The following is a 25,057-nucleotide window of genomic DNA, read 5'->3' as shown; positions in this document are numbered from 1 at the left end:
ACAGCGCAGCGCCAGCACCACCGGCCGGCCCCCTTCCGCGAGACGCGGAAGGGGGCCGGTTCACCGTCACTTCTGAACGAAGACCGCCACGCTGCGCGCCGGTACGGTGAACGTGCCGGCCGCCCGGTCGAACGAGGCGGTCCGCAGCGTCGGGTCGGCCGAGTCGACCAGCACCGGGTGCAGTGCCACGTCCGCTCCGCGCAGCCCGGTCACCGTCTGGGTGGCCGCCGACGGGGTGGCGTTGAAGACGACGGTCACCGACGTCCACGCACCGCCCAGCCCGCGGGCGTCCAGGGTCATGGTCAGCACACCCGGCGTCTCCTGGGCACCGGACAGCGGGAAGGCGACCCGCCGCTGCACCTGCTCGGCGCTGGCCAGCCCGAACACCGGCGACGACGCCCGGATACGCAGCAACTCGGCGTATCGGGCGTCGGTGGTGTTGATCGCCGCGCAGTCCGGCACCAGCGCCGGGTCGGCCAGCAGCGGCTTCGCGTACGACCACTTGTCCTCGTTGTCGGGCGCCGGTGGCAGACCAGCGCCGAACCCGTTGCCCCGTTCACAGCCCCAGCGGATCTGGTTGAACCAGTCACCGGAGTTGTACGAGTTGCGGTCCAGCGACTTCGACCGCAGCCGCTCGGTGCCGGCGGTGACGAACCCGGTGCCCTGTCCCAGCAGCACAGTGCCCAGCGCCAGCACCTGCATCCGGGAGCGGTCCGCCGCCGTGGTGGCCTGCGGCAGTTTGTACGCCAACGCGTCGTACAGGATCTCGTTGTCGTGCGCGTCGGCGTAGGTGACGGCCTCCCCCGGCGTCGCGGTGTAGCCGGCCGGGGAGCCGTTGTAGTCGACCTGCGCCCCGGTGACCTGCCGCCCGGCGGTGTCGGTGAACCGGTAGTCGCGCAGGTTGCCGGTGAGCCCCACCTTGATCAGGTCGTGGGCGTGCAGCAGCCGGGCCTTCTGCTCGGCCGGTGAGCCGTTGACCGGGTCGCCGTTCGGGTCGGTGTAGAGCCCGGAGGCGAAGCCCTGCACCCGGGGGTTGGCGTCGAACGGTCCGCCGCCGCGCACCGCGTCGCGCAGCCGGTCGTTGAAGGTGCCGATGCCGGTGCCGGCCATGTTGGCCTGGGTGGCCTGCACGAAACGGGCGTCGTTGGCGACCTCGCCGAAGTTCCAGCCCTCGCCGTAGAGCAGGATCGACCGGCCGTCCACGCCGTCCCGGGCGACGGTCAACCGGTCCAGGGCCGCCCGGACGGCCAGGATGTTGGCCTTCGGGTGGTGACCCATCAGGTCGAAGCGGAAGCCGTCCACCTTGTACTGCCGAGCCCAGGTGACCAGCGAGTCGACCACCAGCTTGCCCATCATGGCGTGCTCGGGGGCGGTGTTGGCGCAGCAGGTGGAGTTGGCAACGGTGCCGTCGTCCAACAACCGGTGGTAGTAGCCGGGCACGATCTGGTCGAGCACCGACTTCGGGTCGGTGCCGGCCGCCGATGTGTGGTTGTAGACCACGTCCATCACCACCCGCAGCCCGGCGTCGTTCACCCCGGCGACCATCCGCCGGAACTCGGTGGTCCGCGCCGCGCCGGCCGGGTCGACGGCGTAGCCGCCCTCCGGGACGGTGTAGTGCAGCGGGTCGTACCCCCAGTTGTAGCCGTCGGTCTCGGCGACCGCCGCCACGCACTTCTGCTGCTCCGCGGAGTCTGGCGGCAGCGCGGCCAGGTCGCAGGCGGGCTGCCGCTGGTCGGCGCGCCGCTCGGGGATCGTCGCGAAGTCGAACGCCGGCAGCAGGTGCAGGTGGGTGACACCGGCGTCGCCGACCGCCCGCAGGTGGGTCATGCCGGCGGTCTTCGGGTCGGTGAACGCGAGGAACGTCCCCCGCCGCTCGGCCGGCACCGTCTCGTCGGCGATGGAGAAGTCCCGCACGGACAACTCGGTGATCTGCGCCTTCGCGGCCGGCACGGGCGCCGGTTTGCGCAGCGTGCGCCACCCGGGAGGGGCCAGCGCCGGGTCGTTGAGGTCGACGAGTTGACTGTGCGTGGAGTCCGCGGCGAGGGCCACCGAGTACGGGTCGGTGACCGACGCGGTGACCATTTTCTGCGCTGCCGGCTGCCAGGCCCGCACCTCGTACCGGTAGAACTTGCCGGTCCAGGAGCGATCGCCGCGCACCGACCAGACGCCGGTGCGGTCGTCGCGGCGCATCGGCACCGTCCTCGGGGCGCTGGTGGTCGAGTCGAACAGCTGCAACGCCACGCTCCGGGCGGTGGGCGCCCACAGCGCGAGGCTCGGCGTCCGGCCCGCGAAGGTGGGCCCGAGGGTGGCGTCGGTCGCCCGGGAGTACACGTCGTCGAGCACGCCGGGGATCTGCACGCCGGTGGCGGCGAGCAGCGCACCCTCGGCGTCGCGCGCGGTGACCAGCAACTGCCCGCGCAACGCCGCCGGGACCTTGGCCAGGTCCGCCCGGTCCAGGGCGAAGCTACGGTACGACCACAGGTGCGGGAACCTGTCGCGTTGCGCCTCGGTGAGCCCGTTGCGCTGCGCCCGCAACGGCAGGCTGGTGTACGTGCCGGTCAGCTCGCCGTCGACCACGCTGACCCCACCGGTGGGCGCGGCGACCAGCGCGTACGTCCTGCCGTCGGTCGGGGGTGTCTGCCACGCCACTGTGGACCTGTCGATCCAGTGCGCCTTCTGCTTGCTGATGTCGGTGTCCCCGCTGGCGGTGGTGGCCGCCGACGGCAGCAGCCGGCCCGGTGTGGCGGCGAGCAGCCACACCTCCCGCCCGGCGCTGGCGAAGTCGAGCCGCTGGTCGTCGGGCAGGTCCTTGGTGTCGCCGTTGTGGATGATGTAGTTCAGGCCGGTGGCGCCGGCGGCCAGCGGCACCCGGAACACCGCCCCGAACGCGTCGACGGCGCTCGGCCGCAGCGGGGCGGACCACTCGGTCGGGTTGGCCGCGCCGTCCCACAGGTGCAGGCCCCAGCCGTCGTAGTTGCCGTCGGCCCGCCGGTAGTGCAGCACGGCGGTGCCCTCCTCGACCGGCGGGTCCGGTTCACCGGTGGCGGCCTGCCTGCTCGGGTAGATCGCCGGGTCGCCCTGCTTGAGCCAGATCTCTCCGGTCTGGCTGAGGTCGATGCTGCGGTCCTGCGCGACGTCCTTCGTGCCAGCCTTGTCGACGACCAGGAAGTTCACCGACGTCGCGCCCGGCTTGAGTTTCACCCAGGCGAACCGGCCGTAGGAGTCCTCCCCGGCGAACGGCTGCCCCTTGGGCCACTCGGTGACGTACGCCGGGTCGATGTCCCCCCAGGCGTACAGCCCCCAGTCGTCGTACCCGCCGGCCGGGCGTTGGTAGTGCACCACCGCCCACTCCCGGGAGCCGCCCTGCTCCGGGGTGCCGACGACTGCGGTGGACCGGGCGGTGGCGGTCCGGCCCCGACCGTCGCGGACCACCGCCTTGTACTCGACCCGGGTACCCCCGGCCAGGCCAGTCAGGTCGTGCTGCACGGTGTACGGGGCGTGGTCGGCGCTGCCCAGCAGCGTCCACCGGCCACCGGCCACCCGGGCCGCGACGGTGACGCTGGCCAGTGGATCACCGGTGACCCGGGCGGTGACCGCGGCCCGGGTGGCGACCGGCGCGTCCGGGATCGGGCTGGTGATGGTGATGGTCGGCTTGTCGGCGGCCGGTGCGATGGGGCTGCCGGCCCGGTACACGACGGCCGACAACGGCGGCACGGTGAGGGCCACTTCGCCGTCACCGTTGGCCCGCGCGTCGCCGGAGGCGCCGTAGATGCCGGTGAAGGTGGCGCCGGCCGACCAGGTGTCCACAGTGACAGTCTGCGCGGTGTCGGCGTTGTTCACGGCCACCACGTACTCGGTGCGGTCGGCCGGGGCGATCCGGGAGGCGGCGAAGACGCCCGGCCCGTCGGCCGCGTACCGGGTGACCTGCGCGCCGTCGCGCAGCGCCGGGTGGGCCTGGCGCAGCTGGCCCAGCTCGGCGATGGTCCGGTACAGCGGATGGGAGGTGTCGAACTGGTCGCTGGCGTGGGTGCGGTCGGTGCCGAGCAGGTCGTCGTCGAGGTAGTCGGGGGTCTTCGACGCGAACATGTCCTGCCGGGCGTCCTTGTCTCCGCCCGGCCCGGTGAAGCCCTGTTCGTCGCCGGAGTAGACCACCGGCTGGCCACGGGTCAGGAACATCAACTGGTGGGCGAGCTGGTCGCGTCGGAGGTGGCTGGCCGCATCGGTGCCACCACCGGCGATGAACGAACCGATCCGGCCCATGTCGTGGTTACCGAGGAAGGTGGTCAACCGGCCCGCGTCGGTGTCCCGGGCGGCGTACAGGTCGTCGCGGGCGTACACGTCGGCGAGCGCCTTGGCCGATCCGGCGCCCGCGGTGAAGCCCCGCGCGGCCTCCTGGAAGGCGAAGTCGAGGGTGGCCGGCAGGCCACCCTGGCGGACGTAGCTGGAGCTGATCTCCGGGTCGGCGCTGTACACCTCGCCGAACATGAAGAAGTCCTTCTTGCCGGCCTTCTCGGCGGCCCGTTGGATGCCCCGGCTGAACTGCGGCCAGAAGTCCATGTTGACGTGCTTCACGGTGTCCAACCGGAACCCGTCGACGCCGGTCGCGCCGATCCAGTCCCCGTACGCCTTGGTCAGGCCCCGGACCACCTCGGGACGCTCGGTCCACAGGTCGTCGAGGCCGAAGAAGTCGCCGTACTCGCTGTTCTCTCCGGCGAAGGTGGAGTCACCCCGGTTGTGGTACATGGTGGCGTCGTTGAGCCAGGCCGGGACCTTGACGCTCGCATCCTCCGGCTCGGCGAAGGTCGGCGTGTACGGGAAGGACTCCTTGTCGACCGGTGGGAACGCGCGGCTGCCGTCGGCGTAGTTGCGGTCCTCGAACGCCCGGCCCCGCGCGTCGGTGTACGGCGAGGTCGCCTTGTCCACGTACGCGTACTTGTCCTCGGCGTACTTGATGACGTCGGCGGTGTGGTTGACGATCACGTCGAGGTAGACCTTGATGCCGCGCTGGTGGGCGAGCCTGACCAGGCGCTTCATCTCCTCCATGGTGCCGAAGTGCGGGTCCACCTGGGTGAAGTCGGTGATCCAGTAGCCGTGGTAGCCGGCCGAGATGTCGTTGCCGGCACCCTGCACCGGCCGGTTCTTGAAGATCGGGGCGAGCCAGATGGCGGTGGTGCCCATCCCCTGGATGTAGTCCAGTTTGTCGATGACGCCCTTGAGGTCACCGCCGTGGTAGAAGCCCTTGTCGGTGGGGTCGAGGCCGGTGCGCAGCCGATCACCGGCGAGGCCACCGGTGTCGTTGCGGGGGTCTCCGTTGGCGAACCGATCCGGCAGGACGAAGTAGAACTGCTCGGCGCGGGCGGCGCTGCCGCCGGCCTTCAGCAGCGCGTCGGCGCTGGGTTCGTCGCGCCACTGGGTCGCGCCGACGACCGAGAGTGAGGCACGGTCGGACGGTTGAGGGCTCGCGGCGGCGGGCTGCACGGCGACCGGAGCGCCAGCGAGGGTGACGGTGAGCAGGGAGGTAAGGGCCAGCACTGCGGTACGCGGTCTCGGCGGGGGTTTCATCGACGCCTTCCTCTGGTCGCTGATGGCCGCACGCTAACCCTTGCCGAAACATTCTGCAATACCTTGCAAACGTGGTCGCAACAAAGCAGCAACCTTGCGAAATCGCCGCTCAGAGGCCGCTGCAGCGCACCCCGTCCACAGTGCACTCCCGTGGCGCGCTGGACGTCCGCTCCATGTGGAACCGCAGCGACACCGAACCGCCGGCCGACACCTCGACCCCGCTGACGTACGTGAAGCCGTCATCGCCCTGCCGGATCGTCCCCTGCGGGACGCCCTCCACCCAGGCGGTCACCAACCGTCCACCGGAGAACTCCAACCGCACCGTCCAGCCGCGGCTCTGGGCGGACGTGTTCACCATCGCCACCTCGCCGATGAAACCGCCGTCGAAGCTCTGCACCACCCGGTACCGCCCGGCCATCCCCGGCTGCCCCGGTGCCGCCCGGGTCGGCGACCGGGTCACCGTCGGCCGCCCGGTCGCAGCGACCGTCGGAACTGCCGACGGTGAACCGGAACCGGCCGCGGCGCTCGGCGGCAGCCCGCTGGCCCGCCCGGACAACCCCGGCAGCACCGGCGCCGGAGACGGCACCGTGGACGGCACCGACGTGGGCACGCTCGGCGCCGCCGCCACGGACGGCACCGGCAGCGCCGGCGGCTGCGCGCCGTCCGGCGCCGGGGTGCGTCCCCGGTACGCGCCCAGCGCCACGAAGAGCAGGACCACCATCACGACGACACCGGCACCCACCACGATCCAGGGCGACGATGCGATCGCGACCGGACCGTGCGGCGGACGCGGAGCACGGCGGCGCATGCCGGACATGTACCTCCCTCAGCGGATCGTCCGCGCAGCGTAGCGATCGGCGGCCCAGGCCGGAAAGCCTCGGCCACGCGGCGTAGCGATCGGCGCCCGGGCGGTAAGCCTCGGCCGTACGGCGTCGCCGGCCACCGACCCGGCCGCGGCTCAGCCGATCCGGCAGTCGACCCCGTTGATCGTGCACGTTCGCGGTCGCTGCGCCGACTCACCCAGGCCGACGCGCAGCCGCAGCGTCCGGGAGTCGCCCGGTTCCAGCGAACGGGTGCCGCGCACCACGAACTCGCCGTCCCCGCGCCCCCGTACCGAGACGCCCGAGTCGTCACCGACTCGCAGCGACCAGGTGTCGTCGTCGAACGCCAACTCCACCTGCCAGTCCACCGACCGGCTCGACGTGTTGGCGATCGACAGGATCGCCGACTCCCCGTTCCAGCCGTTCGTGCCGACCTGGTAGCGGGCGCTGACGGGGTCCTCCGCCGGTGTCGTCGGCGCGGACAGCACGCTCGTCCGCCCCGGCGTCGGCGAGCCGGTCATCGTGGGCCGCGGCGACGGGGACGGTGACCGACTGCTGCGTGACGGTCGCGGCGACACCGAGCGCCGCTCCACAGCGGCCGGGGTCGGCCCGCCGGTGGTGGATGCTCCCGCCGGCACGGTCGGCAGGAACGCCGGAGGCGCTGCCTGCGGCCCGGCGTCGTGCTCCCTGCCCCGGAACGACAACAGCGCCACCACCAGGAGCACCACCAGCGCGCACACACCGAGCAGCACCACGATCCACGGCACCGACACCAACACCCGCGCCGCCCGCGAATCTGCCGCACCGTCCGGCCGCACCGCCATCAGGTCTCCCCTCGTCCCCCACCGACGCGACAGCGTAGCCAGCGCCACGCGGACCGGGAACCTGGCGGGTACGGATCGGACCGACCGGCCCCGGTCGGTCAACCCGTCCGGACGACCGTGCAGATCAGTGGCCCCTCATCGGAGGTACGCAACAGGTAGCGGTACCGCTCCCCGGGCACTGACTGCCCCCGACTGTCCAGGAACTCCCACTCCACCGCCACCATCGTCAACAGCGCGGACACCGGCTGCACGTCCTCGATCCGGGCGTGGGCCGCGACCAGCTCCCGGTCCTGGTAGTCCGGCGCGGCGCCCACGAAGGACAGCGCCACCGCCGCCGCGGTGGTGAACGAGAAGCTGTACGTGTCGGCCACCACCAGCCCCGGCAGGGCGTAACAGCCGGCGATGGCCGGCAGATCGCCGGAGGTCAGCGCCACGCCGTACCGGTCGAAGAAGTCGGCCAACGTGTCAAGATCCGTGGAGGCGTTCACGGTCACAGCAATTGCCGGTCACCGCCCGGGTCAAACCTCAGCGCGGCGGCACCCGTACCTCGATCTCCGACCCCAACCGGGCGTCGGCGGCCAGACCGAGGTCGTCACCACTCCAGAACCGCCCCGGGTCGTACCAGTTCGGACGCCGCCCCGCCGGCAGCAACCCCATGGCCTCGTAGGTCACCGCCACCACCTCGGCGCAGTACGCCGTCTCCAGCGCCCGGTCCCGCTCGCCCGCCGATCCGGCCGGACTGGCCGGGGTCGCCTGGTCCCGCTCACCCGCCGATCCGGCCGGGCCGGCAGGGATCGCCGGGGTCGCCGGGTTTCGCCGAGGTGCTGGCCGGCCGGGCAGGGGCAGCGTCGGCACCCGACCACGCACCCAGCGCCACGCCAGCTGCGCTGTCGACGGGAACGGTGTGCCGTCCAACCGCGCGATCGTCCGCAGCACCGCCCGTTCCATCTCCCCGTCGGCGGGCGGGTCGAGCTGTCGCAGCCAGGCCCGTTGGCCGTACCGGTTGGCCCAGACGCAGACCGCGTCCCGCAGGTCGTGCAGCTGCACGCCGCGCTGGTGGGTGCCCGACCACAGGTCCGGCAACGACCTGCCCAGCTCCGCGTGCCACATCAGCGGCGGCATGTCGTCCAACACCACCGCCATCCCGACGTGGTTCACCGGGCTGTTGGTGGTGAACTGGATGGCCCGGTCCGGCACGCTGCGACCCCGGAAAACCCACACGTCACCGGTGCGGGTCAACTCGACGGCCTCGTCCAGGCTGATGCTCATGAGGGACTAGCCTAGGCCGATGCGGCAACGAATGCGGTGGTGGAAGGTTCTCGGGCTGGCCGGGCTCGCCGGCGTCGCGGCCTCCGGTGTGGTCATCGCGCGGGCCGAACGGCGTCGGCGCGCGTACACCCCGGAGGAGATCCGGCAGCGACTCCTGGAGCGGCACGCCCAGGCCAACGACGCGGCGAAGCCCGCCGACCCCGCCTGACCGACCGTCCCCTGTAGAGAGTCGGCGGGGCAACCCGGCGGGCCACCCGGCGACCAACCGACTTGGGCAAACGGGCGAACAACCCGGCGAACGACCCGACGAACGACCCGGGCAGAAGCCGACCCGGGCAGACAGCCGACCCGGGCGAACGGGCGGACGGCCCGGCGGGCGAACGGGGCCGCGGCGTGACCCAAGGGTGGGACCGGGTCCGGCCAAGTCGCCCGGTTCCGTCAGGCACTGTCTCCCCGCGTCGGCCCCGGTCGAGCGGGCGCAAATGGCGCAGACGGGCGTGATCCACTCGGCTTTCATGAAGTCGGGGCTTCCCGGGCCCCGGGACAGCGCGGTTTTCAGGAACCCGAGTCGATCATCCCGTTCGTCCGTCATGTCGGGGCATCCCGGCAGGCACCGGTGTCCGGTTTGGGCGGGGATGTCGGGTGGTCGGTGCCACCCCGACGGCGGAATCGCCGACCGGGCCGGGTCGTTATACCTGGCAGACCACCGCGCCCCGGCCCGGTGGAGGGCAGCCGCCGGGAACACCCGCCCGGCTGCCACGGTTACACCCCCCGCACGGTCAAGCACCACCGGCCGGCCCCAGGTAGGCGAAACCAGCCAGGCCCGAGCACCACCGGCCGGCCCCAGGTAGGCGGAACCAGCCAGGCCCGGCATCACAACAGGGCCGCTGGGCAGGCGGAATGACCCGCCACCGCGAACCGTTACACCCTGTCCCGACGCCGACCCCAGCGGGTCGCCGGGCCGCCACGAACCTCCCCGCACGGCCACACCCCCCGCGTTCAGTGCTCGTGACCCCCCGCGTTCAGTGCTCGTGCGGAAACACCCCCGATGCAGAGGAGCACGCCATCATGCGTACCGATCTGATCCGTAAGACCGCCCTGACCGCCGCCGGTCTCGCCTTCACCGGCGGCGCCATCGCCGGCCCCGTCACCACCGCCTTCGCCGCCCCGAACACCAGCAAGCCGGCGTCGCAGACCCAGACCGACCGCCAGCCCGCCGGTGAGCGTCAGCTCGGCGTGCGCTACGAGGCCCAGCCGAACTTCTACTACTGCGGCCCCGCCGCCGCCCGTAACGCCCTGTCCGTGCAGGGCAAGGACATCAGCGTCGACGCCATGGCCAAGGAAATGGGCACCACCGAAGCCGGCACCAACTCCATCAACGACATCACCCCGGTGTTGAACAAGGAGACCGGTAAGAACGACGCCTACCGGTCGGTGGAGATCAGCACGCCCGCCGCGGATGACAAGCAGACCGACCAGCTGCGCGCCGACGTTGTGAAGACCGTCGACGACGGCCGGGCCGTGGTCGCCAACATCGCCGGCACCACCACCGACACCGACGGCAACACCCACTCCTTCGAGGGCGGGCACTACATCAGCGTCGTCGGCTACCGCGACAACGGCAACACCGTCAAGATCGCCGACTCCGCCAACCCGAACACCGCCTCCTACGAGGTCACCGTCGAGCACCTCGCCGACTGGATCGCCACCCGCGGCTACGCCACCAGCTGACCCACAGCACACCAGCTGCACAGCACACCAGCACACCAGCACCCCAGCACACCGCCGAAGGGCCGGACCCCACCACGGGGCCCGGCCCTTCAGCATGTCCAGAGGTCAGCGCCAAAGGTCAGTGCTCGTCGCCCGCGCGGACGGGGTCGACACGAACCGGGTCGACACGGACCGGACCGAGGTCGGGGGCCACCCCAGCCGACCGACCGCCCGGGGCCACCGTAGCCGGCGGCCACCTCGGCCACTTCCGGGCCACTGCCGGCGTTGGCCGGGCCACTGCCGGCGTCGGCCGCCTCGATGCGCTGAGCGCGTCGGCGTAGCCACCAGGTGCTGCCGAGCCCGGCGAGCACCGCGAGGACCAGCCCGGCCCAGGAGATGTCCTTCAGCCAGTGTTCGGCCGCGCGACCCACCGAGTAGAGCAGGTACGTCGTGCCGAAGGCCCAGACCAACCCGCCGGCGGCGTTGGCCACCAGGAAGCGGCGGTACGGCACGTGCAGCGCCCCGGCGAGCGGCCCGGCCAGGATCCTCAGCAGTGCCACGAACCGACCGAAGAAGACCGCCCAGACGCCGTGCCGCGCGAAGCTCTGTTCGGCGCGGGCGAGTTGCGCCGGGCCCAGGTGTTTGGGGAAGCGCCTGCCCAGCCGGACGAGCAGCGGACGGCCGCCGCGTCTGCCGATGGCGTACCCGATGGAGTCGCCGACGATGGCGCCGAACGCCGCCGCGGTGGCCACCCACTCCGGTTCCACCACGCCGGTGGCGGCGAGCAGTGCGGAGCTGACCAGGACGATTTCGCCGGGCAGGGGGACGCCCATGCTCTCCACGCCGATCACTGCGGCGACGAGCAGGTAGACCACGCCTGGAGGCAGCGCCGAGAGCCAGTGCTGAACGTCGATCACTCGGCACCCCTTCCGATCGGTTCCCGACCCTACCCCGCCGGTCTGTCGGCGCGGTGCGGTCGTGGGCCCGCCGGGTCGGTACGCCGGGTTGCACATATAGCAAGACGGACGTACGGTTTTGTTGGAAGCGGAATCGGCGGTAAGTGTCACCTAACCTCGGCGGCACCCCGACCGGTGCGACAGACTGCTCAGGACTACTCACGGTCGCTGGTGTGAAGGAGTACGACGTGGCGAGCCTCGACACCTTCGGTGCGAAGACCCAGCTACGCGTCGGAGACGCGAGCTACGAGATTTTCAAGATCGACAAGGTGGACGGCCACGCCCGGTTGCCGTACAGCCTGAAGATCCTGCTGGAGAACCTGCTGCGGACCGAGGACGGCGCGAACATCACCGCCGACCACATCCGCCAGCTCGGCGGGTGGGACTCCACCGCCGCCCCGAGCGTGGAGATCCAGTTCACCCCGGCACGGGTGCTGATGCAGGACTTCACCGGTGTGCCCTGCGTGGTCGACCTGGCCACCATGCGCGAGGCCGTCCGCGAGCTGGGCGGCGACGCCAGCAAGGTCAACCCCCTCGCCCCCGCCGAGCTGGTCATCGACCACTCGGTCATCGCCGACCTGTTCGGCCGCGAGGACGCGTTCGCCCGCAACGTCGAGCTGGAGTACGAGCGCAACAAGGAGCGCTACCAGTTCCTGCGCTGGGGCCAGACCGCGTTCAACGAGTTCAAGGTCGTCCCGCCGGGCACCGGCATCGTGCACCAGGTCAACATCGAGTACCTGGCCCGCACGATCATGGAGCGGGGCGGCCAGGCGTACCCGGACACCGTCGTCGGCACCGACTCGCACACCACCATGGTCAACGGCCTGGGCGTGCTGGGCTGGGGCGTCGGCGGCATCGAGGCCGAGGCCGCGATGCTCGGCCAGCCGGTCAGCATGCTGATCCCCCGTGTGGTGGGCTTCAAGCTGCACGGCGAGATGCCGGCCGGCACCACCGCCACCGACCTGGTGCTGACCATCACCGAGATGCTGCGCAAGCACGGTGTGGTCGGCAAGTTCGTCGAGTTCTACGGCCCGGGCGTGAGCGCCGTGCCGCTGGCCAACCGGGCCACCATCGGCAACATGTCCCCGGAGTACGGCTCCACCGTGGCGATCTTCCCGATCGACGGTGAGACCATCCGCTACCTGGAGCTGACCGGCCGCGACGCCGCGCAGGTCGCGCTCGTCGAGGCGTACGCCAAGGAGCAGGGCCTCTGGCACGACCCGGACGCCGAGCCGGAGTACTCCGAGCGCCTGGAGCTGGATCTCAGCACCATCGAGCCGTCGCTCGCCGGCCCGAAGCGCCCGCAGGACCGGGTGCCGTTGGGCGCGGCGAAGACGCTGTTCCGCTCGGCGTTGACCGACTACGTGGCCGACGACTCCACCAACGAGCGTGACATCAAGCCGGGTGTCCCCCGCGAGGAGCTGCCGCGCGGCGCCAATGGCCCGGCCGACGAGGCCAGCGCCGAGTCCTTCCCGGCCAGCGACCCGCCGGCCAACGAGTTCAGCGACCCGGCCGACGAGCCGCGTGACCTGGAGACGGCGGCGGTCGGCGCGGGTGGCCGGGCCACCAACCCGGTCCGGGTCACCGGCGCCGACGGCGTCGAGTACGAGCTGGACCACGGCGCCGTGGTGATCGCCGCGATCACGTCCTGCACCAACACGTCCAACCCGCAGGTGATGATCGGTGCCGCGCTGCTGGCCCGCAACGCCGTGGAGAAGGGCCTGAGCCGCAAGCCGTGGGTGAAGACCACCCTGGCCCCGGGCTCGAAGGTCGTCATGGACTACTACGAGCGGGCCGGCCTCACGCCGTACCTGGACAAGCTCGGCTTCAACCTGGTCGGCTACGGCTGCACCACCTGCATCGGCAACTCGGGCCCGCTGCCCGAGGAGGTGTCCGCCGCGGTCAACGAGCACGACCTGTCGGTGGTCTCGGTGCTCTCCGGCAACCGGAACTTCGAGGGCCGGATCAACCCGGACGTCAAGATGAACTACCTGGCGTCGCCGCCGCTGGTTGTCGCGTACGCCCTGGCCGGCACGATGGACATCGACCTGGCCAACGAGCCGATCGGTGAGGACTCCGAGGGCAACCCGGTGTACCTGCGGGAGATCTGGCCGAACAGCGCCGAGATTCAGGACGTCATCGCCCAGGCGATCGGCGCCACCGGGTTCAGCGCCGCGTACTCGGACGTCTTCGCCGGTGACGAGCGCTGGCAGTCGCTGCCCACCCCGACCGGCGACACGTTCGCCTGGGCGGACGACTCCACCTACGTGCGCAAGCCCCCGTACTTCGAGGGCATGCAGCAGGAGCCGAGCCCGGTCGTCGACATCTCCGCCGCCCGGGTGCTGGCCAAGCTGGGTGACTCGGTGACCACCGACCACATCTCGCCGGCCGGTGCGATCAAGGCGGACTCCCCGGCCGGCACGTACCTGGCCGAGCACGGCGTGCCGCGCCACGAGTTCAACTCGTACGGTTCCCGCCGGGGTAACCACGAGGTGATGATCCGGGGCACCTTCGCCAACATCCGGCTGCGCAACCAGCTGGTTCCGGGGGTGGAGGGCGGCTTCACCGTCAACCACCTCACCGGCGAGCAGACCTCGATCTACGACGCCTCGATGGCCTACCAGGAGGCCGGCATCCCGCTGGTCATCCTGGCCGGCAAGGAGTACGGCTCGGGTTCGTCGCGGGACTGGGCGGCCAAGGGCACGATGCTGCTGGGCGTCCGGGCGGTCATCGCCGAGTCGTACGAGCGGATCCACCGCTCCAACCTGATCGGCATGGGCGTGCTGCCGCTGCAGTTCCCGGTGGACGTCACCGCCGAGTCGCTCGGCCTGACCGGCACCGAGACGTTCAGCATCACCGGGGTGACCGCGCTCAACGACGGCGAGACCCCGCGCACGGTGACTGTCACCACCGACACCGGCGTCGAGTTCGAGGCTGTGGTGCGGATCGACACCCCGGGCGAGGCGGACTACTACCGGCACGGCGGCATCCTGCAGTTCGTGCTGCGCCGCATGATCGCCAGCTGACGTACCGATGTCACCAGGCTCCCTCCCGCCCTTCGGCGGGAGGGAGCCTGCGTCGTTCCCGTCCCGACACCCCGCCCCGGGCTAACCTCTTAGCTAAGGAGGTGTCATGGTGGCCGGTGAAGCTGCGGCACAGTTCAACATCCACGATGCGAAGACGAACCTGTCACGCATCATCGAACGGGTCGAGCACGGCGAGGAAATCGTGATCAGTCGGGCCGGTACCCCGGTCGCCAAAGTCATTCCTCTTCGTCGTACGACACGCACTGGTCGCGGCTCTCTGCGCGGTGCGCTGGATCTCACCGGAGACTGGGATTCCGACGAGGTCAACGACGAGGTTGCTCGCGACTTCGGGCTGTCCGGATGAGGCTCTTGCTCGACACGCACGTGGTGCTCTGGTGGTTGACCGACGACCCGGGGCTCGCCACGGACGTCAAGGACCGCATCGACGCCGAACCCGATGTGTATCTGAGCCCGGTCACGCTGTGGGAGGTCGCGATCAAACAGTCGCTGGGCAAGTTGGCCGGCCCTGCCGACCTCGCCGAGCGGATTCGTGACGCCGAACTGCGGGAACTCCCGATCCTCCACGATCACGCCATCGCGGCTGGTCGGCTGCCGGCGATCCACCGGGACCCCTTCGACCGGATGCTTGTCGCGCAGGCCCTGCACGAGGGGCTGACCCTGGTCACCCGGGACGACCGCATCCACAAGTACGACGTACCGATCCTTGTGGCGTGACTGTCAGCCTCGCGGATGAGGTCGTCGGCCCGGTCGACCAGGGCCTCGCGGTCTGGACCCGATTCCTGGTGCTGGCCGGGCCCGGCTGGACCCCGCCGGCCTACCCGGCCAGTTCGTCAGCCCGGCCGAGCAGGGCACGGCGCTCGGCGGTCGAAGCGACCGCCGTCGCCGCCTCCCGGAACAGGCTGGCCGCGCGCAACCGGTCACCCTGCCGGGCCACCAGGTCGGCCTCCACCGCCACGGCGAGCGGATAGCCGCCCAGTCCGCCCCCGGCTCGTGCCGCGTCGAGCAGGGCCAGCCCGACGGCCGGCCCGTACGCGTACCCGTGCGCTACCGCGCGGTTGAGCGCGATCACCGGCGAGGGGCGGAGGGCAGCCAGCGCGTCGTAGGCCCGCGCGATCGTCGGCCAGTCGGTGTCGTCGACCGAGACGGCGGTGGCGTGGCAGGCGGCGATCCGGGCCTGCCACGCGTACGGCCCGTCGTGGCGTACCCGATCGAGGGTGGCCAGGCCCTCGGCGATGGCGGCGCGGTCCCACCGGTCGCGGTCCTGCCGGTGCAGGGTGAGCAGGGTGCCGGCGGCGTCGCGGCGGGCATCCCGACGGGAGTGGTGGAACAGGAACAGCGCCAGCAGCGCGGCGACCTCGGACTGCTCGGGCATCAGCCGGTCGAGCAGCCGGGCCAGCCGGACCGCCTCGTCGGCGAACGCCGGTTCGCCGTCGGCGACGTAGCCCCGGGTGAACAGCAGGTACAGCACGGCGAGGACGCCGGGTAGTCGCTCGGTCAGCGCCGGCCCGCTCGGCACCCGGTACGGGATGCCCGCCTGGGTGATGCGGGTGCGGGCCCGGGTCAACCGGCGGGTCATCGTCGACTCGCTGACCAGCAGGAGGCGGGCGATGTCGGCGGTCGGCACGCCGCAGACCGTTCGCAACGTCAACGCCACCCGGGCCTCGATCGCGAGCGCCGGATGGCAGCAGGTGAAGATGAGCCGCAGCCGGTCGTCCACCACGTCCTGGCCCACCTCCGGCTCCGGCGACGCCTCATCCGGCGTGAGCAACGCCAGGTCGTGCAGCTTGCGTCGTTCCACGGTGGCGCGGCGCAGCACGTCGATCGCCCGGTTACGCGCCACCGTCATCAGCCAGCCGCCCGGGTTGGCGGGCACACCGTCGGCGGGCCAGCGCTCCAGCGCGGCGGTCAACGACTCCTGGGCACAGTCCTCGGCCAACGACCAGTCCCCGGTCACCCGGATCAGGGTCGCGACGATCCGGGGGTACGCCTCGACGCTGGCGGCCGCGACGGCCGCCGCCGCGCCGGCCGGTGCCTGGGTAGGCATCGGCCGGCGCTGCGAGGTGAACATCGTCGTCAGTCGGGCAGGTCCGCGAACGGGCGCAGTTCCAGCCGCCCCTCGCGGGCCATCGGGTGCGTGCGGGCCACCTCGATCGCCTCGTCCAGGTCGGCGCAGTCGAGCAGGTCGAAGCCCACGATCACCTCGGCGGTCTCCGCGAACGGGCCCTCGGAGACGAGCAGTTCACCGCCGCGAACCCGGACGGTGGTGGCCGCGCTGGTCGGCGCCAGCGCGTCGCCGGTCAGGCGGCGACCCCGTGAGTCGTTCTCCGCCACCCACTTGTGGATGTCGGGCAACTCGGTGGGGTCGGTGTCCGGCTCGGCGTCGCTGCACACGAACATCATGAACTTCATCTGGTCGCTCCCTTGTTTCTCGGGGTATCACCAGCATGACGATCGGCCGACAGCGTTCCGGACACCCTCCCCCGAAAAACCTCGGGTCAGTCTCCGCTGGCGGCGCGGCGGCGGGCCTCGCGGGTCTTCATGGCGTGCTCCATCAGCGTGACGAGCACCTCCTTGCTGGACTCACGCTGCCGGGCGTCGCAGAGCAGCACCGGCACGCCCGGGTCCAGGTTCAGCGCGGCCTGCACCTCGTCGAGCCGGTACGTCCGCGCGCCCTGGAAGCAGTTCACCGCCACCACGAAGGGCGTGCCGCGACCCTCGAAGTAGTCGATCGAGGGGAAGCAGTCGGCGAGCCGGCGGGTGTCGGCCAGCACCACGGCGCCGATCGCCCCCAACGCCAACTCGTCCCAGACGAACCAGAACCGGTCCTGTCCCGGAGTGCCGAACAGGTACAGCACCAGGTCGTCGCTGATGGTGATCCGGCCGAAGTCCATGGCCACGGTGGTGGTGGTCTTGCCTTCCACACCGGAGAGGTCGTCGATGCCGACCCCCGACTCCGTCAGCACCTCCTCGGTCCGCAACGGCCGGGTTTCGCTGACCGCGCCAACCATGGTCGTCTTGCCCACGCCGAAGCCGCCCGCGACCAGAATCTTGATCGCGGTGGGCAGTGGCGTCGCTCCCGCCGGCCGGTCAGAGTGCCCGTAGTCCATTGATTACCGCCTCGAAGATGCTGTTGTCGGGAAGACCGGCCGTGGTCTGCGGCTCGCGGACCTGCACCAGGCTGCGGGCTGCCAGATCACCGAGGAGCACCCGGATGGTGCCCACCGGCAGGTCGAGATGGGCGGCGATCTCGGCGACGGACTGTATGCGTTGGCACAGCCCGACGATCGCCAAATGCTCGGGGCCGAGACCCACCTCGGGCGTGACCTCGGCTCGGGTCGCCGTGACCAGGGAGATCAGGTCGAATGTGCCGGTGACCGGGCGGGCCCGACCGCGCGTCACCGCGTACGGGCGCACCACCGGACCCGCATGGTCATCCACCCACTGATGGTCTGCGGACTCCCCCTGGACCGTCATCGCCGTTACCTCTCGCCGACCTGCTGATCAGTGCCACGCGATGGTGATGCGACGTACTTGCCGACGCGGGTGACCAGCATCGCCATCTCGTAGGCGATCAGACCGACGTCGGCGTCCTCGGTGGCCAGCACCGCCAGGCAGGCGTTGCGGCCGGCCGCGGTGACGAACAGGAACGACGACTGCATCTCGATGATGGTCTGCTGCACCTGCCCGCCACCGAAACGCTTGCCGGCGCCTCGGGCGAGGCTCTGGATGCCGGCCGCCATCGCCGCGAGGTGCTCGCCGTCGTCTCGGCTCAACCCCTGGGAGGAGGCCATCAAGAGGCCGTCGGTGGAGAGCGCGACCGCGTGTTCGGCCTGCTTCACCCGGCCCACCAGGTCATCCAGCAACCACGTCAGGTCGGCGCTCGAAGCCGTCTTCTGGGTCACTTCGTCGTCCTCTTCTCGCCCGGCTGTGCGCCGTGTTCGTTTGGGGCTTGACCGTCACACCGCGCGGGAACCCGCGTCATCGGTGCTCGGTCAGGTCGCTTGTGGATCCTCGTCGGTCGGCTCGGACGGCGTCGCCGCCGGGGTGCCGGAGGCGCCGCCGAGCAGCCGAGCCGCGTCGGTTCGCCCACGCCGGGTGCCGGTCTGGTAGGAACTCATCATCCGGCGGACCTGCTCCGGTGGGCGCACCACATCCTCGTCGTCGGTCTCCGACATCGCCGGGTCGTCTCGCAACTCGGGAACGATGTTCGCCTGTCGGACCCGGACGGGCAGGCCGGAGTCGGTCCGCTCCGCGTCGGCGCGGGCGGGCACCGGGCCACCGTCACCAGCCGCGACCGACTCCGCGTCGCGGGTCTCCGGGCGGGTGCGCTCGACGGCGGGCAGGCCGGTGGGCACGGTCGGGGCTTCCAGGGCTGGCTGACCCGGGCCGCGCCGGGCGCGGGTGGGCAGGTCGGGTGTGCCGGTCGTCGGGGTGGTCCGCTGTCGGGTGGGGAGAACGGTGTCCGCCTCGGCCTCCTCGTCCGACGTCGGGGTGGTGGTGTCGGTTGGCGTCGGCGCCGACGACGTCGCGGCCACGTCCGGCGCGGTGGTCGTCGGTGCGGCGAGGGCGACCGGTGCGAGGGAGGTTGGGCTGCCGCTCTCCGTGGCCGGCGTCGACGGCATCGGGATGGCCGAACCGGCCCGGAACGAGCCCGAGTCCTCCGGGGAGGCGTCGGCCTCGGTGACCAGCTCCAGCGGGATCAGCACGACCGCCGTGGTGCCCCCGTACGCGGACTCCTTGAGCCGGACCCGCACGCCGTGCCGTTCGGTCAGCCGGCTCACCACGTAGAGCCCGAGGCGGGCGGCGTTGGCGAGGTTCAGCTCGGACTGGTCGACGATCCGGTGGTTCGCCGCGGCCAGGTCCTCCTCGCTCATGCCGAGGCCCCGGTCCTCGATCTCGAGGGCGAACCCGTTGGAGACCAGCTGGCCGCGGACCTCGACGGTCGTGTGTGGCGGGGAGAACGACAGGCCGTTCTCGATCAGCTCGGCCAGCAGGTGGATGACGTCGCCGACCGCGCGGCCGGCGAGCGAGACCGGCCCGAGCGGCAGCACGTTGACCCGGGTGTAGTCCTCCACCTCGGCCACGGCGCCGCGCACCACGTCGACCATCGGGACGTTGCGCCGCCAGGCCCGACCGGGGGTGGAGCCGGAGAGCACGATCAGGTTTTCCGCGTTGCGCCGCATCCGGGTGGCCAGGTGGTCGACCCGGAACAGATCCTCCAGCTCCTCCGCGTCGTGTTCGCGGCGCTCCATCGCGTCGAGCAGGGTGAGCTGACGGTGTACGAGTGCCTGCGTGCGTCGGGCCAGGCTGAGGAAGACCTCGCGGACGTTGCGACGCAGGTCGGCCTGCTCGACGGCGGTCCGCAGCGCGGTCTCCTGAACGGCGTTGAACGCCTTACCGACCTGCCCGATCTCGTCGGTGCCGAATTCCAGCGGGGGCGCCTCGGTGGCCACGTCGACCTCCTCGCCGCGCCCGAGCCGCTCCACCACCCGGGGCAGCCGTTCGTCGGCGAGCTGCCAGGCGGCCTCCCGCAGCCGGTCCAGCTGGCGCAGCAGGTTCCGCGCGGTGGTGATCGAGATGACGACGGAGGCGATGACGGCGAGCAGACCCAGACCGGTGGCGAGCACCAGTCGGACGACGACCATCACGGCCACGCCGGTGGCTCGATCAACGATGCCCTCACCGCCGGCGGTGACGGCGTCGTTCACCTCGGTCAACGCCGGCTCGACGGTGCCCCGCCACTGCTCGGCGCCGATCGGTAGCTGGGTCGACGGCCGGCCCTCGCGGATGATGCTGTCCTGTACGGCGCGCAGTCTGGTGAACGCCTCCCCGCTGACGAGCTGCCGGAAGCGGCGCTCGTCGGCGTCGGCGAGGCGGGTCCGGACCTCGTCGCCGAGGAACCGCTCGGCGGCGACCAGGCTGACGTAGCGGGCGTACTCCGGCCCGCTCATCCGGCCGTTGCCGAAGAGCCCGCTGAGCAGCGCGTCCTCTTGGGAGATCAGCTCCTTCATCCGGTTGAGCTGGATCAGGGCTGCCGCCTCGCCGGCGATCTGCTTGTCGTCCAGGCTGCCGGTCACGTCGTAGATCTGGAAGATCGACTCGATCGCGGAGGTGTACGCCTCGGCGGCGGCGACCCGGTCGATCTTGCGGTCCAGCACCTCGGCGCGGGTCTGCTCCAACGCGTTGACCTGAGCGATCGTCAGACCGAGCTGCGTGTCCAGTGCGGAACTGCCGGCGATGTCGACCTGCCAGTCACGCACCGAGTCGGCGAAGTCGGCGGCCAGCCCCGCGCTCTTGCGCTGCTCGGCTTCGAGCGCCGTCCGCTGCGCGGCCTCGGGGTTGCTCAGGTACGCCTGGGTCAGCCGCCGCTCCAACTGGAGCTCCTGCAACAACGGCTCGGTCGGCGCGTAGACCTTGCTGTTGATCACCTGGACACCGAGCAGGTTGAAGCCGTCGCGCAGGGTCACCCAGGCCGCGAACATCCACAGCGCGACCAGGGAGAGCAGCAGGGCGACAACCTTGGTGCGGATACTCGTACCGCGAGAACGCATTGAACCGTCCCAGGCCGGGCGTTGACTCAGCTCATCAACGAATGATCAGAGGGGGCGACGTCCCACCACGGTGGGGCATCCGGGGCTGAGGCTCTGCGTACGCTAGCAGTGTCCACACAACCCCTCAAGTTGTTGTTTTTGTAGCCTGGTAACCGCAATCCACCACCGATCGGTCCACGCCGGAGGCCCGATCGGTGGCCAACCGGCAGGCCGCGAGCACCGCCGCGCGAACGATCACTGTCGGACAGTACAGCTCCTTGCCGTACCACAGTGGACGGTGGTCCCGGGTGGCGGATTCGTGCAGGTAGGCGTGCCCACGGGCGACCGCGTCGTCGACCCGGGGCACCGTCGTCGGCACCGCCAACAGCACCTGCAGGGCGTACGCGGTCTCCTCGGCGGTGCCGTCCCACCGCCCCCACGAGCCGTCCGGGCGCTGGCTGTTCAGCACCCAGCCAGCAGCCCGGTCCACCGCCTCGGCGGCGGCCGCACCGCGCCCGAACTCGGCGAGCGCCAGCACGCAACAGGCAGTGGCGTAGTACGGCGAGGCGTGCCACCGGTCCTGCCAGGCGCCGTCCGCGCGCTGATGCCCGGCCAGCACCCCGCTCAGCCGGTCGACGGCCCGGCGGTAGCGCGCGTCCGCGCCCGGGTGCCGGGTCAGGTGCTGGCCGAAAGCGTCCAGCACGTGGGCGTTGGTGGTGACCGAGAAGCCGTCCTCCCCCGGCCAGGTGCAGAAACCGTCGGCCGTCTCGTACGCCCACAGGCTGGCCGGGTCCGCCGGATGGCCGAGCCGGGCCAACGCGTCGAGGGACACCGACGTGGTGTCGGCGTCGGTCGGCAGGCCGTCACCGGTGGCGATGCCCTGGCCGGCGGTGGCGGCGGTCAGGCTCTCCAGCACGGAGGCCGGCGGGTTGACGGCGATGCCGGCGCGGCGCAGGCCGCTCAGCACCCACGCTCGCTCGAAGACGGTGATCGGTGCCGGGCAGGGCACCGGACCACCCCCGTCACGGATCAACGTCCGCAGGAAGGCGTGCGCGGCGGGGCCGGCGGCCGGACCGACGGCGGTCAGCCAGGCCGCGGTCGCCGCGGGTGAGGCGCCAACCGCGGTGAGGGTGGGGCCGGCGTCGGCCGGTACCGCGTCCAGCAGCTCGTAGAAGTGGGCCACCTTCGGTGGCAGCGTCGCTCCGGCGGCCACCGCGGACCGCACCGCGCGCAGCCGGTCCCGGTGCAACCCGGCGGGCAGCGGCAACGGCGGGCGGGGCAGCCGGTCGGCGACCGCCCGCTCCAGCCCGGCGAGCCGGTCGTTGATCGTGTCGACCAGCGCCGGAACGATGAGGTCCAACGCGGGGGTGTCCGGCAGCGTCCGGGCGTCGGCGCGGAGCAGCATGTCGGCGAGCGCGCCGAGCCCACCGGCCACCGGGGCGAGCAGCTCCGTTCCGGTCCGGCCGTCGGCCAGCGCGGCGAGCAACGCGTCGGTGGCGCTCAGCGTCGGCGCCAGCGCGTACCCCTCGGGTGGGCCCCACGCCCCGTCCGGGCGTTGGCTGCGCACCAGGAACGCGATCCGCTGGTGGTGCCCGGTCAGCCAGGGAGCGACGGCGACCAGCCGGCCGGTCTCGTACACCGAGGCGGCGACCTGCCCCCACGGCCGCAGGCCGAGCCCGGCGATCAGCTCGCGGGCGGCGTCGGCGACCGGGTCGGCCGCGGTCGCCGCGTCGACGAACACCCGGGTGGCACCGTCACTCATCACGCACCCCCCAGAAGTCCGACAGCTGGTAGAAGCCGCCGGTGAAGGAGATCTGCCGGTTGAGGTAGTCCGCCTGGCGGGGGCACCGCTCGGCGAGGGCGGCCAGGTCCCCCCGGGACCGGGCGGTCAGCTCGGCCAGTCGGTCGTGCACCTGCGCCGGGTCGTCGACCAGCGAGAGGGCGTTCAGGTCACCCCACTCGGCGTCGCGCCCCTGGGTGGCGAGGTCGTTGACCAGCCGCAGCACCCGCTGCACGCCACGTCCGGCGTCCAGCAGGTCGGTCAACTGGGCGAGGGTCTTCTCGTCGCCGGTGGCGATCCAGTGGGTGACGTTGACGAAGGAGCTGCCGGAGTTGTCGGCGTTGTCCAGGTAGCGGTCCAGGTCCGGCAGGCGTCGCCCGGTGGTCGGGTCGGTCGGCAGGTTCTTCCAGTCCCACTCCCGGGCCATGGCGGCGAGCATCCGGGCCAGCTCGTCGCGCCAGATCGGGCGCAGCCGGGCGAACGCCGGCACGGTGGCCAGCTCGTCGCGCAGGTCGGCCAGCAGCCGGGCCAGGTGCCGCCCGGGTGCCGGCGTGGCGCCGTCGGCCACCGCGAGGCAGTCGGTCACCACCTTCCGGATGTCGTCGACGGACCGGGCGAGGTAGTCGACCTGCCAGTCGGTGGCGAAGACCCAGAGCACGGTACGGGTGGTGATCCGCAGTTCGGCGGCACTGTGCCAGGGTGCGATGAAGGCGACGGTGGTGGCCACCGAGCTGAGCAGCGCCGGGTCGAACGGCGCGGCGTCGAACAGCTCGGGATGGTCGGCGGTAACTTCCTGCAGGTCGCGTACGCCCCGCACGGCGAGCGCGCACACCCGCCCCTGCTCGGCGATCGCGTCATGAGCTGCCGGTGCCGGTCGCGGGGTCTCGGTCACGATGCGGCCGGGCGCTCGACCGCGGTGAGGATGACCTCGGCACGCTGCTTGGGTTGCAGGGAGGCACCCATCCGAGGGGTGAGGCCCACCGGTTCGCGCAGCCGGAAGCGGTAGCGGCTCAGCACGGTGCTGACGATGAGTTGGGCCTCCAGCAGGAACAGGTACTGCCCGAGGCACTGGTGCGGGCCCCCGCCGAACGGGAAGTAGGAGTACCGGTAACGCCGCCGGGGCAGCTCCGGCGCGAACCGCTCCGGGTCGAAGAGCGACGGGTTGTCCCAGAACGTCGACATCCGCTGGGTCACGTACGGGCTGACCAGCACGGTGCCGCCGGCCTTGATCCGCACCCCGCCGAGCATGTCGTCGCCGACCGCGGTGCGCGGGATCATCCAACCCGCCGGGTAGAGCCGCAGCATCTCGTCGAGCACCATCCGGCCGTAGCGCAGTTGGGGCAGGTGCTCGCGGCCGACCCGTTCGGCGCCGACCACCTGCTCGATCTCGTCGGTCATCCGCTCGGCCACGTCGGGGCGGGACGCCAGCACCGGCCACAGCCAGGAGAGCAGGGCGATGGTGGTCTCCGTGGCGGTGGAGAACATCGCGACCACGTCGCCGCGGATCGCGTACTCGTCGGGTTCGCTGCCGTCGGCGCGCGGCCGGCAGAGGGTGGAGATGATGTCGTCGCCGTCGGTGGGGTGGGCCCGGGCCTGCCGGATGATCGGCAGCACCACCTCGTCGATGGTGCGCACCGCCTCGCGGAACTGCCGGTCGCGGGGCATCGGCACCGCGTACGGCACGGCGGGCATCACCAGTCGCGGGAGCATCGCGGTGGTGAGGGTGTCCAGCGCGGCGCTGATCCGCAGCGCGTCGGGGACCGAGATCCGGTCGGCGAAGAGCACCCGCATGGTGGTACGCAGGACGATCCGGGTCAGTTCGGCGCCGCCGTCGATCGGGCGACCGGTGCGGGCCGGTTCGAGCCACTCGTCGACCGCCTCGTTGATCGCCTCGGCCATCTTGTCGACGAGCGTCTCGGCCCGCTTGGCGGTGAACAACGGCTGCAGCGCGCCTCGGCTGGACTCCCAGACCGCACCCTCGGCGACCAGGATGGCGTCACCGACGATCCGGCGAACGGGTCGCCAGAGCAGCCCGTCGCCGTCCCGGATGTAGTTGGCAACGTTGTCGCGCAGGACGCGTTGCAGGTGCTCAGGATGGCTGACCAGGTAGGGGCGGAACGAGCCGAGGTTGAGCCGGACGACCTCGCCGCCGGCGGCATCCGCGAAGTCGACGAGCGCGCCCAGCGGATCACGGACCAGCGCGGGCAGCGCGCGTCGTGCCGGGATCGTCCGGGGCTCGGTGCTGACGGTGGCGGAGCGCGCCTCGGACACCTGCGACATCGAACCACGTCTCCTCGTCGTCCCGTCGACCGCAGCGATCCACTTCGGTCGGACAGGCTGATGAAACTTTCACCTTCTGGGCCGACGGGAAGCATCTCACCAAACGAGGGGTACCTCCAGACTTGCGGACAGCGCAATTTCCGTCTACACAAACCTACCGGCGTCGATATTTTCGTTTTGGCGAATCCTGAGTGGACACTCAGCAGGACGATAAGGCCGGTACGCGGGGCGCCACGGCCCGGGCCCCGCCGACCGGTCCCTGCGGCGCCGGCACCAGC

Annotated in this window: 20 protein-coding genes; 5 read left to right on the top strand and 15 right to left on the bottom strand. The window is 71.6% G+C overall.

The features are described 5' to 3' along the window. Positions 1-66: 66 nt before the first annotated feature. The 5 genes from pulA to AB0C03_RS16425 form a co-directional block, all read right to left on the bottom strand. On the bottom strand, positions 67-5,562 hold the full coding sequence (gene pulA / locus AB0C03_RS16445) for a pullulanase-type alpha-1,6-glucosidase (RefSeq protein WP_030337821.1): 5,496 nt from the start codon (positions 5,560-5,562) through the stop codon (positions 67-69). 109 nt (positions 5,563-5,671) lie between these two features. Continuing rightward, a complete protein-coding gene (locus tag AB0C03_RS16440) occupies positions 5,672-6,379 on the bottom strand; it encodes a cellulose binding domain-containing protein (protein WP_030337822.1) in 708 nt (235 codons plus the stop codon). 141 nt (positions 6,380-6,520) lie between these two features. Beyond that, complete coding sequence (locus AB0C03_RS16435; RefSeq protein WP_030337823.1) at positions 6,521-7,207, bottom strand: hypothetical protein; 687 nt, start codon at positions 7,205-7,207, stop codon at positions 6,521-6,523. Between the two features lie 98 nt (positions 7,208-7,305). Next, positions 7,306-7,695 carry a DUF6841 family protein gene (locus tag AB0C03_RS16430; RefSeq protein WP_030337824.1) on the bottom strand — a complete coding sequence of 130 codons (390 nt, stop codon included), beginning with the start codon at positions 7,693-7,695 and terminating at the stop codon, positions 7,306-7,308. 37 nt (positions 7,696-7,732) lie between these two features. Further along, positions 7,733-8,476, bottom strand: a complete 744-nt coding sequence (locus AB0C03_RS16425; RefSeq protein ID WP_357637483.1) for a hypothetical protein — start codon at positions 8,474-8,476, stop codon at positions 7,733-7,735. Positions 8,477-8,495: 19 nt separating this feature from the next. On the opposite strand from AB0C03_RS16425, the gene AB0C03_RS16420 reads away from it, so the two are divergent. After that, the gene (locus tag AB0C03_RS16420) at positions 8,496-8,684 is read left to right on the top strand and encodes a hypothetical protein (protein ID WP_036412665.1); all 189 of its coding nucleotides are present in this window, start codon (positions 8,496-8,498) and stop codon (positions 8,682-8,684) included. 860 nt (positions 8,685-9,544) lie between these two features. After that, on the top strand, positions 9,545-10,207 hold the full coding sequence (locus AB0C03_RS16415) for a C39 family peptidase (RefSeq protein WP_357637480.1): 663 nt from the start codon (positions 9,545-9,547) through the stop codon (positions 10,205-10,207). Positions 10,208-10,296: 89 nt separating this feature from the next. On the opposite strand, the gene AB0C03_RS16410 is transcribed toward AB0C03_RS16415, so the two are convergent. Then, a complete protein-coding gene (locus AB0C03_RS16410; protein WP_357637477.1) occupies positions 10,297-11,103 on the bottom strand; it encodes a DedA family protein in 807 nt (268 codons plus the stop codon). Between the two features lie 212 nt (positions 11,104-11,315). On the opposite strand from AB0C03_RS16410, the gene AB0C03_RS16405 reads away from it, so the two are divergent. The 3 genes from AB0C03_RS16405 to AB0C03_RS16395 all read left to right on the top strand — a co-directional run bounded on the left by AB0C03_RS16405 (position 11,316) and on the right by AB0C03_RS16395 (position 14,903). Then, entirely contained in the window at positions 11,316-14,168 is a 2,853-nt protein-coding gene (locus AB0C03_RS16405) for an aconitate hydratase (RefSeq protein ID WP_030337255.1), read from the top strand. A 106-nt stretch (positions 14,169-14,274) separates the two neighbouring features. Continuing rightward, a complete protein-coding gene (locus tag AB0C03_RS16400; RefSeq protein WP_210861244.1) occupies positions 14,275-14,532 on the top strand; it encodes a type II toxin-antitoxin system Phd/YefM family antitoxin in 258 nt (85 codons plus the stop codon). Then, positions 14,529-14,903 carry a type II toxin-antitoxin system VapC family toxin gene (locus AB0C03_RS16395; protein ID WP_030337260.1) on the top strand — a complete coding sequence of 125 codons (375 nt, stop codon included), beginning with the start codon at positions 14,529-14,531 and terminating at the stop codon, positions 14,901-14,903. Before AB0C03_RS16400 ends, AB0C03_RS16395 begins: the two co-directional genes overlap by 4 nt. 100 nt (positions 14,904-15,003) lie before the next feature. Here AB0C03_RS16395 and AB0C03_RS16390 read toward each other — a convergent pair whose 3' ends face one another. The 9 genes from AB0C03_RS16390 to AB0C03_RS16350 all read right to left on the bottom strand — a co-directional run bounded on the left by AB0C03_RS16390 (position 15,004) and on the right by AB0C03_RS16350 (position 24,725). Beyond that, complete coding sequence (locus AB0C03_RS16390; protein WP_210861242.1) at positions 15,004-16,233, bottom strand: RNA polymerase sigma factor; 1,230 nt, start codon at positions 16,231-16,233, stop codon at positions 15,004-15,006. Positions 16,234-16,262: 29 nt separating this feature from the next. Then, the gene (locus tag AB0C03_RS16385) at positions 16,263-16,598 is read right to left on the bottom strand and encodes a YciI family protein (protein WP_030337264.1); all 336 of its coding nucleotides are present in this window, start codon (positions 16,596-16,598) and stop codon (positions 16,263-16,265) included. An 86-nt stretch (positions 16,599-16,684) separates the two neighbouring features. Next, on the bottom strand, positions 16,685-17,296 hold the full coding sequence (locus AB0C03_RS16380; protein ID WP_030337265.1) for a GTP-binding protein: 612 nt from the start codon (positions 17,294-17,296) through the stop codon (positions 16,685-16,687). Then, positions 17,277-17,663, bottom strand: a complete 387-nt coding sequence (locus AB0C03_RS16375; RefSeq protein ID WP_030337267.1) for a DUF742 domain-containing protein — start codon at positions 17,661-17,663, stop codon at positions 17,277-17,279. Before AB0C03_RS16375 ends, AB0C03_RS16380 begins: the two co-directional genes overlap by 20 nt. 5 nt (positions 17,664-17,668) lie before the next feature. Next, entirely contained in the window at positions 17,669-18,091 is a 423-nt protein-coding gene (locus AB0C03_RS16370) for a roadblock/LC7 domain-containing protein (RefSeq protein ID WP_030337269.1), read from the bottom strand. Positions 18,092-18,181: 90 nt separating this feature from the next. Then, on the bottom strand, positions 18,182-20,740 hold the full coding sequence (locus AB0C03_RS16365; RefSeq protein WP_357637471.1) for a nitrate- and nitrite sensing domain-containing protein: 2,559 nt from the start codon (positions 20,738-20,740) through the stop codon (positions 18,182-18,184). A 124-nt stretch (positions 20,741-20,864) separates the two neighbouring features. Next, positions 20,865-22,481 (bottom strand): prenyltransferase/squalene oxidase repeat-containing protein, encoded by a 1,617-nt coding sequence (locus AB0C03_RS16360; protein WP_357637468.1) that lies wholly within the window; start codon positions 22,479-22,481, stop codon positions 20,865-20,867. Beyond that, positions 22,474-23,391 carry a terpene synthase family protein gene (locus tag AB0C03_RS16355; RefSeq protein WP_210866727.1) on the bottom strand — a complete coding sequence of 306 codons (918 nt, stop codon included), beginning with the start codon at positions 23,389-23,391 and terminating at the stop codon, positions 22,474-22,476. The genes AB0C03_RS16360 and AB0C03_RS16355 overlap by 8 nt, the downstream gene beginning before the upstream one ends. Beyond that, positions 23,388-24,725: a cytochrome P450 gene (locus AB0C03_RS16350; RefSeq protein WP_210866748.1), complete on the bottom strand. Its 1,338-nt coding sequence runs from the start codon at positions 24,723-24,725 to the stop codon at positions 23,388-23,390. The genes AB0C03_RS16355 and AB0C03_RS16350 overlap by 4 nt, the downstream gene beginning before the upstream one ends. Positions 24,726-25,057 lie beyond the last annotated feature (332 nt).

This window comes from Micromonospora parva, assembly GCF_040649675.1.
GTDB classification, from domain to species: Bacteria; Actinomycetota; Actinomycetes; order Mycobacteriales; family Micromonosporaceae; genus Micromonospora; species Micromonospora parva.
The sequence above is the reverse complement of the archived record's forward strand: the minus strand, read 5'-3'. Positions and strand labels throughout refer to the sequence as shown.